Below are 13,263 nucleotides of genomic sequence, written 5' to 3'. Positions count from 1 at the left end.
ATTATTTATGAAAAGAATATCTCATACTATTGCGCGCTTTTTCTCAGTAGCCTTTGTGCTCCTCTTTAGCCTGTTTTCTAGCAGTCAATCTGCCAGAGCTAACACGGTAGACGATGTTATCACCTCAGTAAATGTTTACAATCAAAAGGGTGAAGAACTGACTGACGGCCTTTCCCCTTGGGAAAAATTCCAAATTGACGCAAACTTTGCCTTTAATTATGGCAAGGTTCAGCCAGGAGATACTACGACCATTGGACTTCCTGCTGAATTTGCCTTGGAGGGAGCTGATTTTGAAGTCAAAGATGATGACGGCAATCTCGTAGCGACAGCTGTGGTTGATGCAAGCTCTAAACAGCTTACACTGACTTATACAGACTATGTCCTGACTCGCTCTCATATTGAAGGAAAAGTTCATCTTTTAGCTCGCGTTGATCATACAGTAGCTAGAGATAAAGGCTCTATTCCTCTGAAACTTATCGTTGGTAAGAAGATTGTTGAATATGGAAAAATTGACTACAAAGGTCTTCCTGGCCAAGCAACTCCTTATACTTTCATAAAATACGGCTGGAATAATGCGGATAATATCAAGAGCATTACTTACAGTCTGAATATCAACCAACAAAATCAAGAACTAGATAATGTTGTTATTTCAGATACTCTGGGCTTTAATACCGGAGAAATTGATCTCAACAGCTTCCAAATTCTTAAAGGCTCATGGGTTGTTGACCCGGCTGATAACTCTTACCGACTAAGCCAGCAACGCGAGGATGTGACAGCAAATTATACGATTAATCTTGCTGCTGACAAGCGTTCCTTTACCATTAACATGGGGCATATCGGTGCCAACGAAGGCTTTTATGTTCGCTATCGTGTCAACTTCCCTACAGTTCCGACTGATGGAACACTTTTCCCGAACGAAGCAATCATGCGAGCAGATAATATTGAAGAACAAAAATCTTCGGTTGCTGTCCGCTACCAACGTGCAAACGGCTATGCACATGGAGATGTCTATGGTGTGCAGGTGACTAAAAAAGACGAAGCTGGTAAAGCCTTGGCAGGTGCTGAATTCACATTGTATGATGAAGATGGTGTGACAATTGTTCAAAAAGCAACCAGTGATGCTAATGGGATTGCTTCTTTCAGCAACTTGATTAAGGAGCATTATCTGATTAAGGAAACCAAGGCACCAGAAGGTTACCAACTGTCAGATGAAGAGATTCAGGTCAATGCCGCTCAGCTCAAGAATTATGGCTCTGGTATTATTTACAAAGACTTTACAAACCGTAAGGCATTGATTACCGCTTCAGGTACCAAGACATGGAATGATGACAACAATAAAGATGGCAAACGTCCAGACAAGATTACCGTTCGTCTCTATGCAAATGGCGTTGAAGTCGCTCATAAAGAAGTTGGTCCGAATGATAAGGGTGAGTGGAAGTATCAGTTCACTGACTTGCCAGCGACTGGTGAAGATGGAAAAGATATTGTCTACTCAGTTACTGAAGATCGTGTTTATGGTTATACAGCCACTGTTGATGGTATGAACATTACCAATACACCAGTTCCAGGAGTTCCGCAACCACCGAAACCTAGCTCGGACAATAGCTCTAAGAGCAGCTCTAGTTCAAGCAGTTCAAGTAGCTCAAGCAGCAGTAGCACGACTTCTAGCTCAAGCAGCACTACAGGAAGTACTGTTGTGATCATCGAATCAGACGATGGTACTGGCGGAGGAAATGCCTCTAATGTTGGAACCAAGAAAGTTCTCCCTAAAGCGGGTGAGAATGCTAGCTGGATCATGATTGCTGCTGGAGTAGCTCTAGTAGGCTTGGTAGGCTTCATTGTCTTCCGTGCGAAGAAGAAATAAATTTCATCTCTGTTCCTTTGAGGGACAGAGATTTTTTACTCCAAACCTAGATTACCAGTAGCCGTTTTTTAGAAAGCAGAAATAAGAATGCTTTTTTACAATCAGTCACTATCTTGTATCCTTTTGTTAATCCAGACTGTGATGTTCCGTAATATAGTTGTTTTAAAATAAAAAGCAACTAAGATGTTTCCTAGAACAAATTAGTTGCTCAGAACTACGGGGAAAGCCGCTTGGATATGCAAGCGTGAGGCATATCAAAACTTGATATATAATCTTTCTTAATTCCTAAACTAAAAAAATTATAAGACATCCTTAGGAATATGCTCGGTGTGTGATCATCTTTATCAGGTTTTCGTCAAATATATTTTGCTTCAGTCTTCTCTCGTAGTTTTTTCTATGCGATGCCCCTCCTTTCTTGTATCTAAAGGAAGGGGATTTTTTTGTGGAAAATCTACTTTGAATTTAAGGAGATGATTGAGCTGAAAAAAAGCGAAATTAGACAAACAAAAAGCCTTGTAAAATAAGATATTTACGGTAGCTTTGATTAAAATTCTAGAAATGCTAATAACTTCAATGATGAAGTTATTGGCATGATTAGCTTAAACCAACAGACAATTATTGGTAATAAAAATCAGATCTTTAAAATTCGAGATGATATGACTCAGAAATATACGAACGGCTCTCTGAGTCAGAAAACGGATGACGGTGCCGATTTTATAGATACAATTGATTCTAGCAAGCGAAACCATGAAAAAGCCGGATCGGTACATAAATGAACAAGGCGGAACTTTTAAGCCTCTCTGTAACTAATCGGTAAAAAACGTGATAGAGATGGAATAACTCTAAGTAATATACCAGTAAGTAGGATACAATCTTACAAAAGCTATTGATGCAAAATAATTTCCCCATGTTATGGGACACTAGAATAAATAACAATTTGGTATAATAGGAGTAAAAAAGAGAGTGGCATAACATGGACTATATAACAAATGCTATTGATAACTATATTGATAATCCAGAACCCTATGCTTTACAAATTGATGGCGAGTGGGGAAGTGGAAAAACTTATTTTATTAATAATTATTCCAAAATTACTACTAAAGCTAGAGTTATTTATTTTTCAGTCTTATGGATATAATGACTTGCAAAACTTAAAAATGGAGCTATTATCACAATTAGCAATAGAGCTTGATAATTTTTCTATAATTAAGAGCGGTAATAAAATTACTTCAATATTTAGACGAATCAATAATAATAGCGATTTAGTATTGAATTCTATAAGTATTTTATCAGATGTTGTTCTAAAGAAATATATACAAAGTATTTTAGCGAAGAATGATAAAACGATACTAGTAGTTATTGATGATTTAGAACGATTAAGTAAAAAAATCGAACTTCATGATTTTTTAGGATTTATAGCAAATGATATTATTGATAAGTTCAATTTTAAAGTCTTAATTATTTCAAATGAAACTAAAATGGATAATTATGAGGAATTTTTGAAAATTAGAGAAAAATTTATTAGTAAAACCATTGAATTTTCTAAAGATGAGTCTTTACTAAAAGAAATATTACAAGGCATTGTAACAAGTGATTTTCTAATAGATAATCTAAATTGGATTATTGATATTTTTTCTATTTTTGACGATATTTCCAAAATTAATATTAGAACAGTTCTTAGTATCATAAATAACTTTGAATTTATTGAACGGAAATTTAAGGAACAACCTTCAGAATTTGACGAACAATATCGTAATGAATATCTAAAGTCAGTATTTTTAAATGTGTATGTTCTTACAACTGAACTTAAATCAGGATATATTAAAAATGAAGAATTAAAAATTTTGGGGCTGCATGCCTTTGACAGAATGTTTTATATCTTTGGAGAACTTGATGGTAAAAATTATTGGCATATTTTAATAAGCAAATATCATCGGAAGAATAAATTATTCGACGATTATATAATTTATTCTAAGGGTATTATGTCCTATGTCGTAAGTGGAATTTGGTATGATGATAACTATAGGAATAAATGGTATGAATGTTTTTATCCACATGGTAGCATTGAAAATTATGAAAAATTGAATTATTTTTACAACTATTCTGAAAAAGAACTTTTAAATATCCAAGAACAATTGTTAAATGAGTGTTATAAACCAAACATAACATATGAAAAAGTAGTGGACATATATCGTCGGTTTTCTTATTTTCAAACAATTGACCTATTATTAATAGAAAAAAATAAATTAGAAGAATTGATATTAAGAATAACTCAATTGCTATCAAATACAAATATCTCAATTGAAGAAGCAAATCGTCTACGCCAAGACATTATTTTTGAGGATACTTCATCTACTAATAAAAACATTAACAGCTTAAAAGAAGCTATTGAAGAAAAACTTGCTTCTCACTACTCAGATAACAATTTAGAGCTGATTGATGCTATCTTTAAAGAAGATTATAAAAAAGAAAAATATATAATTGAAAATACTCCGTCTGAAGAAATCAAAGTATTCGAAAGTATCTTATCTCATAATTTGCTTCCTACAAAGATTGTAGCTCATAATAACAAAGCATTCAATTTAGCAACCTTTATAAATTCAGAATACTTAAGAGTCAGTAACTCATACGAATATCATCAAGATGAGATAGAGGATGTTAAAAAAATGATTTGTGAAATCAATAATTTATCTAAGAATAAGACATTAGATAAAGTTGATAGCTTTAAAATTAATCATCTACTTAAAAAATTATATGAGTTGTTAGAACACTGGCAAAAGTAAAGAACAATAATTATAAAATTTTTATTTAGTCAAGATCTTAAACCTTGATTTTTTAGAAAGACAAATTTATAAAACAAATACAAGTAAACTTTTATAATTATTCGGTACAAAAAGTAATTTGACATCAAAAAAGCCTTTTAAATCAAGGCTTTTTCTCTATATTTCTATGCCCCCTGCATGCCTTGAATTTTTAGGGATAATTTTGTAAAAGTTGATAGAACAGTATTTTTAGTATGTTAAAGTGTAATAAAATGTGATAAAAGGGGTTAAAAAATGGGGATTAGTCGGACAAAAATCGGACAGAAGATATTTCAGAGGTAAAAAATCCTTTTTATGCCAGGGGAAAATTCCTTTTGTGCCATAAGGGGATTTAGGGTTCAACTATCCCTTTTATGCCGGATTTTTAAAAAATCCTTTTTACGCCAGGAAAATTCTTTTGCGTCATAAGGGGATTTAGGATTTAATTATCCCTTTTATGCCGGATTTTTAAAAAATCCTTTTTACGCCAGGAAAATTCTTTTGCGTCATAAGGGGATTTAGGATTTAATTATCCCTTTTATGCCGAATTTTTAAAAAATCCTTTTTATGCCAGGAAAAATTCTTTTGCGCCATAAGGGGATTTAGGGTTCAATTATCCCTTTTATGCCGGATTTTTAAAAAATCCTTTTTATGCCAGAGAAAAATTCCTTTTGTGCCATAAGGGGATTTTAGGGTTTAATTATCCCTTTTATGCCGGATTTTTAAAAAATCCTTTTTATGCCATGAGAAGACTGGAAAGTAAGATAAAATAAAGTGTATAATCAATTCCTGTTTGTACATTTTATTTTGTCTATTTTGTGATATAATGATGGTATCATCTCTCAACTTTCGTTGAGAAACGAAAGGGGGTGGTATCAGTGAGCCAATTCCTAGAGCTCTTACTTGCTGTCGCAGCAAATGTAATCGCCTATTTCATTTGCAAATGGCTAGATAGCAAGGACAACCGAGATGACTAGCCTAACCAACCCTGTTTAAACCGTAAGGAACATAAAAAAACACCCCATCTATTCGCAGTAGTTGGGGTGTTTGGGTGTGCAGTGAGCACAATTCCTAGTGTCATTATTATATATTGTTTTAGATAGTTTGTCAAGTGTCACTGATTTTTAGAAAAAATTATGGTATAATATCTATAGAGTGTTTGGAGGTGGAACAATGGAAGAACAAGAAGACAAAGTATTCAATAAAAAGTTTACTTGGAGCCTTATTGGAGGACTAGCAGCTGTTGCTCTTGTAGTGTACCTGATTGCTATCAATGCTAATGGCAGCTCCGTAGGTTTGGGAGATAGCCTAGATGGTATCTACTATGTTTATCACCGGCAAAGCAATACGGTAATTGAAGACAATATCCTGAAGGTTGATGGGAAAACGGCTCTGTTTAAGGATGCTTTTTGGGTGAAAAATGGTGATGAAAATGAGGGGGATATGTGGAGTGTGGATACTGAAAAACAGGTGATTATTGTTAAGCAGACTACTTCACATGAGTATCCTTATGTTTTAAAAGATGGTGTATTGACTTTTGATAATGACGATTATGTCAAGAAAAGTTCTGAAGTTTATAAAAAGGCAAAGAAGATGACTGAATGGGATTATGAAAATAATTAGATAGATATAAAGAAAAGGACTGATATTAGTTCTTTTTTATTTTACCCATCAAATGATTTTTTCCGTTTATTCTCCTCATATAATTTTCGTGCGGTTTCCTTTACAAAATTTTCAAACTGAGGTTCTATAAAAGCATTTTGCATATAGGTTAGATAGTTGAAATTTTCGTCAATGGGGGTTTCCAGATTAATTAGTTTCATGAAGTCAGTGATTCGCTTCTTTTCTGCCCGGGTTTCGATATGATGTAGAAAAGTAGGTACTTGACTTAAAATATTTTCAGGGTCTTTATGTTTGGCGTGTGCTAACTCATGAAGAATCACATTGATTTTGGCATAATCTGGTAACTTGTTATTGACAATGATAATTGATTTTGAGGGGTGGGCTATTAATCTTCCCGGACTATCAAGCTTATCTTTGAAAATAATCAAAAATCCGTCCCTTTCGCTTTTACGAATAAGCTGGGGTAAATCCATTTGTTACTTTCTATCTATTTGCCGTGGAAATATTCTTTTAAAAAGGTTTTGATGATTTCTCGATCATTGTCTGTGATGGGTTTTCCATCATAGGAAACAGAGTTTTCTATAGCTTCGTCAATGTCAATTTCTGCCTGTGTCCGGGGGTCGTCAGTAGCTCCCAGCAGGTAGTCTATAGATACATCAAAAAGTTCAGCTATTTTAGTTAGCTTGTCTTGGGTTGGCTTTTTATCGCCTTTTTCCCATTTTTGATATGCCTGTTGGGAAACTCCTATTTGAGCAGCTATTTCTTTTTGTGTCAATTTAGCTTGCTTTCTTTGTTCTTTTAACCGCTCTGAAAACATAGTTTTATCCTTTTTAAAAAATTTTTAAATTTTTTCAAAAAAACTCTTGACAAATACAACCAATGGGTGTATAATGTATTTAACAACTTAAGGTTGTTATTAAAATCTAGTCAAAACTTGCTCAACGTTATGTTTAGATAAGTGAAGTATTGAGAAGTAAGGTTGACGATATAGATTTTAGGTTTGTTCTTTGAAAAATGAATAAAAGTGCGTCAGACAGTTTCCACTGAAACTAACCAACACACCAAAGTTTAGCAACTATTATTATAACCTAAAATTGACGATATGTCAAAGGGTTATCGGTTAGAGGGTTAAAAGCGGGACTGGAGTTGTTCTAGGTTTGTTTGAGCCTAGTTTGACGAGAAGATAGATTCATTGCAGCCAGAAAGACAGTATCATGATGATGGTCACGATAACTGTCGGGACAAAGTAATACTGGAGAAAAGCGAGATAGTTGAGAAAAAGCCATTTCGCTGCTTTCCAAGTCAGTCTTACTAGCGCTGCCAGAATGGTTGTTAAAATTTCAAAAAATATCATCATCTTCTCCTTAAAAATCTGTGTATGCTAGAGAATAAAAATCACCCAAGGGGTGTTACCATCTGCCCGAGGATTGATTTTGTATTCGGTTTTAGTTTTTTCATCTCTATTATACCAGAAAATTTTAAGAAGTCAAAACTAGGTTCTGACAAATCTAGCACACACGCACCAGCTTTTAGCCTTGTGAGCTGGCTTGGATAAATCACAAGGAACTGCTACCGAGAGGTGGAGGCACTATTTGGTGAAAACGTGGTAGAGGCGGATAGCTGAGTAGAACTATATGCGGGCGGTGTGTGAGCTTACCTTGTAGGCTTGCTAATGGATAAGGTGAGAAAGAGAGCCTGGTGATGCGGGGTTGAATTCGTGACTTATTCGGGGAGTAACTTTTGTAGTTCGACGGAAGTGAAAAGCATGTCAAGATACGAGCATGCACTAAGCAGATATCATCTGTTTAGGAGAGTAGAAAACAAAAAACCAGGCCGCAGCCTGGCTTGAAATTACAAGAACCAACTAATCACAATAATGACAGTCAGAACAAGTGTAATTTCTGGTTGTTCACTGAACATACCAGCATAGAATCTGAAAATAGATTTTATGATCCAGAATGTTAGGAGAAACAAACCTTTGATAATATCCAAGATAATCATCTCTTTACCTCCTTTAAATAGAATAACTCTGAAGAAGTCAAAAGCTGTTCAAAGTTTGCTTTCAGGTTATCTATTAAGGAGGAGAGAGATTATTTTGGTATTATCAGATATATTATACCATGTTTTGACTGGTTTTCTACTCTTTTAAGCGGATGATAACCTGTTTAGGAGAGTAGAAAAATGTGTAATGAATTGAATGTTGTTTTACAGCGGATTGTCTGAATAGATGGTTCGCTTTTTGTTTGGAAAGCGAGGTTATTAAATGAATCGTGAACAGTTGTATAAATTTATTGCAGAGGTGGGCCGAGAAAAAGAGTTCCGGTTGCCATTTGCTAAGTCAGTGAGAAATTTTGATGTAGCCTGGTTGGAACAAGTTCCAGAAGAATTAGTGGATGCTTATGATCAGGCTGTTGAAGAATATCGGGCTGCTCTTACTCAGGTAATGGAGCAGGCGCTTAATCATCTGATAGACGAAGCAGGTGAGAATATATAGAAAGAAATTCAACTGTGAAGCCATGCAGTTGGTTTAAATACTGAGGCAATGTTTCGACTGCTTCAGTATCTTCTGATACTGAAAAAATTCGATTTTTGATGGGTTGAGTTTGGGAACGGTATTTCCCAAGAAAGAGAGAAGATTTTTGAAAACGCAAGTTAATGAAGTTTTCTAATTGCTGAAATAGTTCTACTGTGAATTCTTCAACTGCTGCAACTCGTCTTTGTAAAGCATAGTCTTTTATGATTCTTCGGTAAGGATTAATGATTTTTCCTATTTCTTGGTCTATGTAATTCTTCTTTTGGTCATCAGAAAGTGTTGCCATGTAGTTTTCTCCTTATGTTTTTGGTTCATTATAACATTTTTTCTACTCTTTTAAGCAGATGATACAGCTAGCCAGGAGTTGGTTTTTAATTTTATAGAAATGAGGTGAGATATAATTGGAGAAAGAAATTTTTTGTAGATTGAAAGCAGGCAAAGAAGATATTCCAAAGCTTGATACTAACCCACATATTCTAGTTTTAGGAGAAGTTGGTAGAGGAAAAAATTTCAGAGTTTCTTTTATGCCTATCGGCGTAAGTGTTGACAAAGGTCAAAAAATAATCAATAATGAAGAAGGAGGCTTACCATGGCATTAAATGATAAACAAATACGAGCTGCTCTTTTGAAGAGATTACAAACTTATAAGGATTCTAAAATTTATGAGGAGTTTGTTTTGCCTTCCAGTAAAGCTCGTGCGGATGTTGTTGTTGTAAACGGACATTTTACAGGTTATGAAATAAAAAGTGATGTGGATTCCCTTCAACGGCTGCCATCCCAGATTAAGGAATATGATATTTACCTTGAAAAGAATTATATTGTTGTAGGCCAAAAATTCGCTTCCAAAGTTCATGAATATGTTCCGGAACATTGGGGAATCATTGTTGCGACAGAAAAAAACGGATCCGTTTTGATTGAGTTTCAACGTCAAGCAAAACGAAATCCGTATTGGTCTTTTGATGAATTTATTTTTTTCCTTCCAGCTAATGATTTGAAGTATATTACGAAAGAAATTCCTCGTTTTCAGAAGCAATTTAGCCGAACAGCTGTCCAAGGAATGATTAAGCAAGATATTATTGCTATGATTAATGAAGAAAGTTCAAAAATAGAACAAAAGCAAATTACAAAAATTACCCGCTCTATTTTTAAAGGCTATGATGTCCGGACTTTGTATAAGGATGGAGAACTGTTATAGATTTTCCTCAATACATAACATGATGTGATGATTCATTCCAATACTAACCCAAGTTGTGGGACTTCCTCGCAGTATTCCCAATGAGATGCTTCTTATTTGATTTTCACCCATACAGTGATTTTCATTGAATTCAGATAAAAGTGATAGTTCTTGTGCAACACTTTTAATATCATATGGAGCTTTTCTTTTTCCATTTCTTACAAACAGATACTCTCTTTCACGTGTATACTTTAATTGTACAGTTGCAACAATTATTTCATTTGTGTCTATTAGCTTAGAAACAGGAGATACTGTTCCGTAATCTCCATAGATAATTGGAGTTGGGCTTTGTGCAGAGAGTTGCTGGTAAAACTGTTTTTCATATCTCGGTTGATTGAAATTGGTAGTCCGACTAATTCCTAAATTTTCTGGAATAGAACCAGAGGCAACGACAATATTTCGATTGCCTAAGAAATTGATAAGTTTGGTGATGTTATTTTTTATATTCTGATTAGGAATTTCTGAGATGTAACCAAAGTCAATGAGGATATTGTGAGGGAGCTGATGTTGATAGTTTTCTAACCAGCTATAATCATCCGATAAATCTTGTGGAGTAAATCGCACACAATGTTTGGGTTCAACTAAATGTTGAAGAACATAAGATAATGGATAGACAATTTTAGCATGGATATATTCATCATTTTCTTGGATCCGCTGTTCAATAGAAGGCAGTTTGTGAAAATCTTGTAGTTCCCTTATATCAACCCAAATAGGATGAGGATATTTTTGAATAATCTTATTCATATCTTCTTCGGCTGAAATAATAAAGTTTGGTATGAGTTGATTTCGATAGTGTTCAGGAATAAAAGATAGAGCATTTAGCTCTCCTGCTTTGGGTCTGACGGTAATAATATACATAGGCATTCCTCCTTTTATATTTAAGATACAATATTTTAGAAAAATAATCAAGGGTACCATAGTTGCTTTTATTTATCCTAGGAAGTTTGTTATTGAGACAGGTTGTTTTATTGCCTGTCTTTTTTTATTTTATGGAAATGAGGTGATGGTATGATGAAGAAGCTGCTGCTGTTTGTTGTGAGTGTACTAGTTTTGTCGGCTTCTCTTTCAGTTTTTGTCTTTCTTTTGCTGGTGTTCCTGATTGGAAAGGCGGTGAGAGGGATATGACCTTTATTCTTTATTTGTTTGTTAAAGTAGTTCTCTGTATTGGAATGGTGTTGATTCCTTTCACTTTGCTTTATGGACTGATGAGAGAAAAAGGGGTGAGGCTTGAGAGAATTGATAAATTTTTAGAGTATATTAGTAAAATTGCGGCTGTTTTTGAAGTGGGTTTGCTGATTCTGTTGGCTATACTCTTACTTGTTGGATTGATTCTTTGGTATGGTTTTTTAATTTTTCAGTTTATCCAGTTTGTAAAATGGGTTTTAAATTTTTGATTAGAAAGTAGGTGAAAGTGTATGGATGATTTCGTGGATATGCTTATTTTTTCGATAGTGTTTCTTATGATTTCTTTGGCAATAGTTACAGTGATAGACCCAAATTTTACCATTGGTCTTTTAAATAAGCTTTTTCAGTTTTTTGAGTAAAGGAGGATAACATGGATTTATTTGAAGAAATTCTGAATGAAACTTTTGTGGCTTTGGTTGTAGATGGAATTGAAAGTCGGTTTTTAAAGTTGTATGACAACTATGCTAGCACTGAATTTTCAGGCAGTGTCCGAAAAACAGAAGCTGGCTATGTCCTGAGGATTCAAGATCCTTTCTTTGGGGAAAGTCGAATCCTCAGGACAGCTGACGCACGAAAAATTTATGATGAACTCTGGCAGCTGGAAGAGAGCTTGAAGAAAGTCCATGCAGCTATGTCGGACTATCGTCTTTGTTTTGATTAAGGAGGAAGGAGACTGAATGAATTGGAATGAATCATGATAAAGTGGTAATTGCTTACTATCAATTGGGTTATCGTAGAATCTACAATAACTTTTGCTTTTCCTTTGAAATTTATAAGAATAGTAAGCTGATGTTAAAGCGGCTCTGCAAGAGCAGTTTAGAAGCTTTGGAGCGATTGAGTAAACAATCTATTGAAAGAGATAAAATCGTGACCCAGTCTCTCATGCTGCCGTATAAAAGAGCGATTGAAAAGCAGTATTGGAAACTGCAGAAAGGTGGATGACATGGAATATTTTGAAAATCGCTTTGAGGGAATTCTGGAGAAATTCAGATTTTCTATGCGGATGTACCAGGGCGACCCGGCGCACTGCGAGCAGTGCTACCAGGGAGCGCTTGGAGAGATGGATGCACTGTTTCACCGTCATGATCATCATGATGGTTTTTCTAAGCGGCTCATGGACTGTCGAAACAGTTATAAGCGCCGGTTGAAAAAGGAATATTTGGGCTTCTAGGAGGTGTAAAGATGATTTTGGCTCGTGCCCCTGCTGCTGCTCTTTAAGCAGAAGCAGAAGGAAAAAACAAAAGAAATGAGGAAAATTGATATGGCAGATTTACAAAAGCTCCCAGTGGGACAAGAAGTGATTGGAAAGACAGGGCTCTTTGTCCTGCCTGGATTTACAGAACGACCAGCGACGACCTATGCTGACGCTTACCGCGACTTTGAAGTCAGCGGGGATGTGCAAAATGGGGTTCGGATTCGGGTTTATGGCCTGGAAAACTCTGATATTCCTAAGGACAAAGGAATGCAGAAGATTGAGAGCCTGACCGGTCTGGTCATGACCGTTGGCTCTGTCCGCTCTCGTGGCAAGTCCAAAGATGAAATTGTCTTTGAGGCAAAGAAGTTAAAATTGGCAAAATAAGGAGGAAACCAGATGACCTTTGCAGTAGAAAAATTTAATACCAGTACCGATCCTTACAACGTGGTTAACCTTGGGAAGCTGACCTTTGTCGGCTTCCGGGAAGCCTTTGAAATTTCCGAAGATGGCGAGCGAGAGGCTCACGCTACCCACATTGAAGTCTTTTCTGAAAAGCTCAATGATGTGATTGGCTTGAAGTTGCCGGATGGCTACCAGCCCGAAGAAGTTCCTTTCATGTCCGAAATTGAAGTGATGGGGAAGGCTAGTCCTTTTATTTACAATTTTAATCGGACGGTTACCCAGCGAAATGCGGATCCTTATGAAGTTCGCTCCTACGGCTTTGCCCTGCGGGTAGATGGTTTTAAGAAGGCGGCTGCTCCTGCTCCAAAAGCAGACAAACCTCAAGAAAATAAAGGGTAAGACTGAATCAATCTGATTCAGTTTTTT

At 35.5% G+C, this 13,263-nt stretch carries 17 protein-coding genes and 1 pseudogene; 13 read left to right on the top strand and 5 right to left on the bottom strand.

Annotation, left to right across the window (positions count from 1 at the left end):
* The first annotated feature begins 7 nt into the window (after window positions 1–7).
* From K1I80_RS08990 to K1I80_RS08975, 4 genes and pseudogenes are all read left to right on the top strand, one after another.
* The gene (locus K1I80_RS08990) at window positions 8–1,864 is read left to right on the top strand and encodes a Cna B-type domain-containing protein (RefSeq protein ID WP_223313633.1); all 1,857 of its coding nucleotides are present in this window, start codon (window positions 8–10) and stop codon (window positions 1,862–1,864) included.
* 973 nt (window positions 1,865–2,837) lie between these two features.
* Window positions 2,838–2,912 (top strand): annotated as a pseudogene (locus tag K1I80_RS12130) (hypothetical protein); the annotation flags it as partial.
* A 7-nt stretch (window positions 2,913–2,919) separates the two neighbouring features.
* Entirely contained in the window at window positions 2,920–4,647 is a 1,728-nt protein-coding gene (locus K1I80_RS08980) for a KAP family NTPase (RefSeq protein ID WP_223339039.1), read from the top strand.
* 1,191 nt (window positions 4,648–5,838) lie between these two features.
* On the top strand, window positions 5,839–6,288 hold the full coding sequence (locus K1I80_RS08975) for a hypothetical protein (RefSeq protein ID WP_223313630.1): 450 nt from the start codon (window positions 5,839–5,841) through the stop codon (window positions 6,286–6,288).
* A gap of 41 nt (window positions 6,289–6,329) precedes the next feature.
* On the opposite strand, the gene K1I80_RS08970 is transcribed toward K1I80_RS08975, so the two are convergent.
* The 3 genes from K1I80_RS08970 to K1I80_RS08960 form a co-directional block, all read right to left on the bottom strand.
* A complete protein-coding gene (locus tag K1I80_RS08970; RefSeq protein ID WP_223313629.1) occupies window positions 6,330–6,761 on the bottom strand; it encodes an ImmA/IrrE family metallo-endopeptidase in 432 nt (143 codons plus the stop codon).
* A 14-nt stretch (window positions 6,762–6,775) separates the two neighbouring features.
* Window positions 6,776–7,105: a helix-turn-helix domain-containing protein gene (locus K1I80_RS08965; protein WP_223313628.1), complete on the bottom strand. Its 330-nt coding sequence runs from the start codon at window positions 7,103–7,105 to the stop codon at window positions 6,776–6,778.
* A 372-nt stretch (window positions 7,106–7,477) separates the two neighbouring features.
* A complete protein-coding gene (locus K1I80_RS08960) occupies window positions 7,478–7,642 on the bottom strand; it encodes a hypothetical protein (protein ID WP_223312719.1) in 165 nt (54 codons plus the stop codon).
* Between the two features lie 909 nt (window positions 7,643–8,551).
* On the opposite strand from K1I80_RS08960, the gene K1I80_RS08955 reads away from it, so the two are divergent.
* Window positions 8,552–8,782 carry a hypothetical protein gene (locus K1I80_RS08955; protein ID WP_223313627.1) on the top strand — a complete coding sequence of 77 codons (231 nt, stop codon included), beginning with the start codon at window positions 8,552–8,554 and terminating at the stop codon, window positions 8,780–8,782.
* On the opposite strand, the gene K1I80_RS08950 is transcribed toward K1I80_RS08955, so the two are convergent.
* Window positions 8,745–9,107, bottom strand: coding sequence for a hypothetical protein (locus K1I80_RS08950; protein WP_223313626.1), 363 nt, complete (start codon window positions 9,105–9,107; stop codon window positions 8,745–8,747). The two genes, K1I80_RS08955 and K1I80_RS08950, sit on opposite strands and share 38 nt — an antisense overlap.
* A gap of 115 nt (window positions 9,108–9,222) precedes the next feature.
* Here K1I80_RS08950 and K1I80_RS08945 point away from each other — a divergent pair, with 115 nt between their 5' ends.
* Together K1I80_RS08945 and K1I80_RS08940 are read left to right on the top strand one after the other, a co-directional pair.
* A complete protein-coding gene (locus K1I80_RS08945) occupies window positions 9,223–9,420 on the top strand; it encodes a hypothetical protein (protein ID WP_223313625.1) in 198 nt (65 codons plus the stop codon).
* Window positions 9,411–10,016: a sce7726 family protein gene (locus K1I80_RS08940; protein WP_223313624.1), complete on the top strand. Its 606-nt coding sequence runs from the start codon at window positions 9,411–9,413 to the stop codon at window positions 10,014–10,016. Before K1I80_RS08945 ends, K1I80_RS08940 begins: the two co-directional genes overlap by 10 nt.
* Here the strand turns inward: K1I80_RS08940 and K1I80_RS08935 are convergent.
* Window positions 10,011–10,913, bottom strand: a complete 903-nt coding sequence (locus K1I80_RS08935) for a beta family protein (RefSeq protein WP_223313623.1) — start codon at window positions 10,911–10,913, stop codon at window positions 10,011–10,013. The genes K1I80_RS08940 and K1I80_RS08935 overlap by 6 nt on opposite strands.
* Before the next feature lie 263 nt (window positions 10,914–11,176).
* On the opposite strand from K1I80_RS08935, the gene K1I80_RS08930 reads away from it, so the two are divergent.
* The 6 genes from K1I80_RS08930 to K1I80_RS08905 all read left to right on the top strand — a co-directional run bounded on the left by K1I80_RS08930 (window position 11,177) and on the right by K1I80_RS08905 (window position 13,236).
* The gene (locus K1I80_RS08930) at window positions 11,177–11,449 is read left to right on the top strand and encodes a hypothetical protein (RefSeq protein ID WP_223313622.1); all 273 of its coding nucleotides are present in this window, start codon (window positions 11,177–11,179) and stop codon (window positions 11,447–11,449) included.
* Window positions 11,450–11,610: 161 nt separating this feature from the next.
* Entirely contained in the window at window positions 11,611–11,901 is a 291-nt protein-coding gene (locus tag K1I80_RS08925) for a hypothetical protein (RefSeq protein ID WP_223313621.1), read from the top strand.
* A gap of 26 nt (window positions 11,902–11,927) precedes the next feature.
* Window positions 11,928–12,182 carry a hypothetical protein gene (locus K1I80_RS08920; RefSeq protein WP_223313620.1) on the top strand — a complete coding sequence of 85 codons (255 nt, stop codon included), beginning with the start codon at window positions 11,928–11,930 and terminating at the stop codon, window positions 12,180–12,182.
* Window position 12,183: 1 nt separating this feature from the next.
* A complete protein-coding gene (locus K1I80_RS08915) occupies window positions 12,184–12,411 on the top strand; it encodes a TetR family transcriptional regulator (RefSeq protein WP_223313619.1) in 228 nt (75 codons plus the stop codon).
* A gap of 90 nt (window positions 12,412–12,501) precedes the next feature.
* Window positions 12,502–12,819 carry a hypothetical protein gene (locus K1I80_RS08910; protein WP_223313618.1) on the top strand — a complete coding sequence of 106 codons (318 nt, stop codon included), beginning with the start codon at window positions 12,502–12,504 and terminating at the stop codon, window positions 12,817–12,819.
* Window positions 12,820–12,831: 12 nt separating this feature from the next.
* A complete protein-coding gene (locus K1I80_RS08905) occupies window positions 12,832–13,236 on the top strand; it encodes a hypothetical protein (protein WP_223313617.1) in 405 nt (134 codons plus the stop codon).
* The last annotated feature ends 27 nt before the right edge of the window (window positions 13,237–13,263 follow it).

It is taken from the genome of Streptococcus sanguinis, from assembly GCF_019929225.1.
Lineage (GTDB): Bacteria > Bacillota > Bacilli > Lactobacillales > Streptococcaceae > Streptococcus > Streptococcus sanguinis_J.
This window is presented reverse-complemented; position numbering and strand designations above follow the sequence as displayed.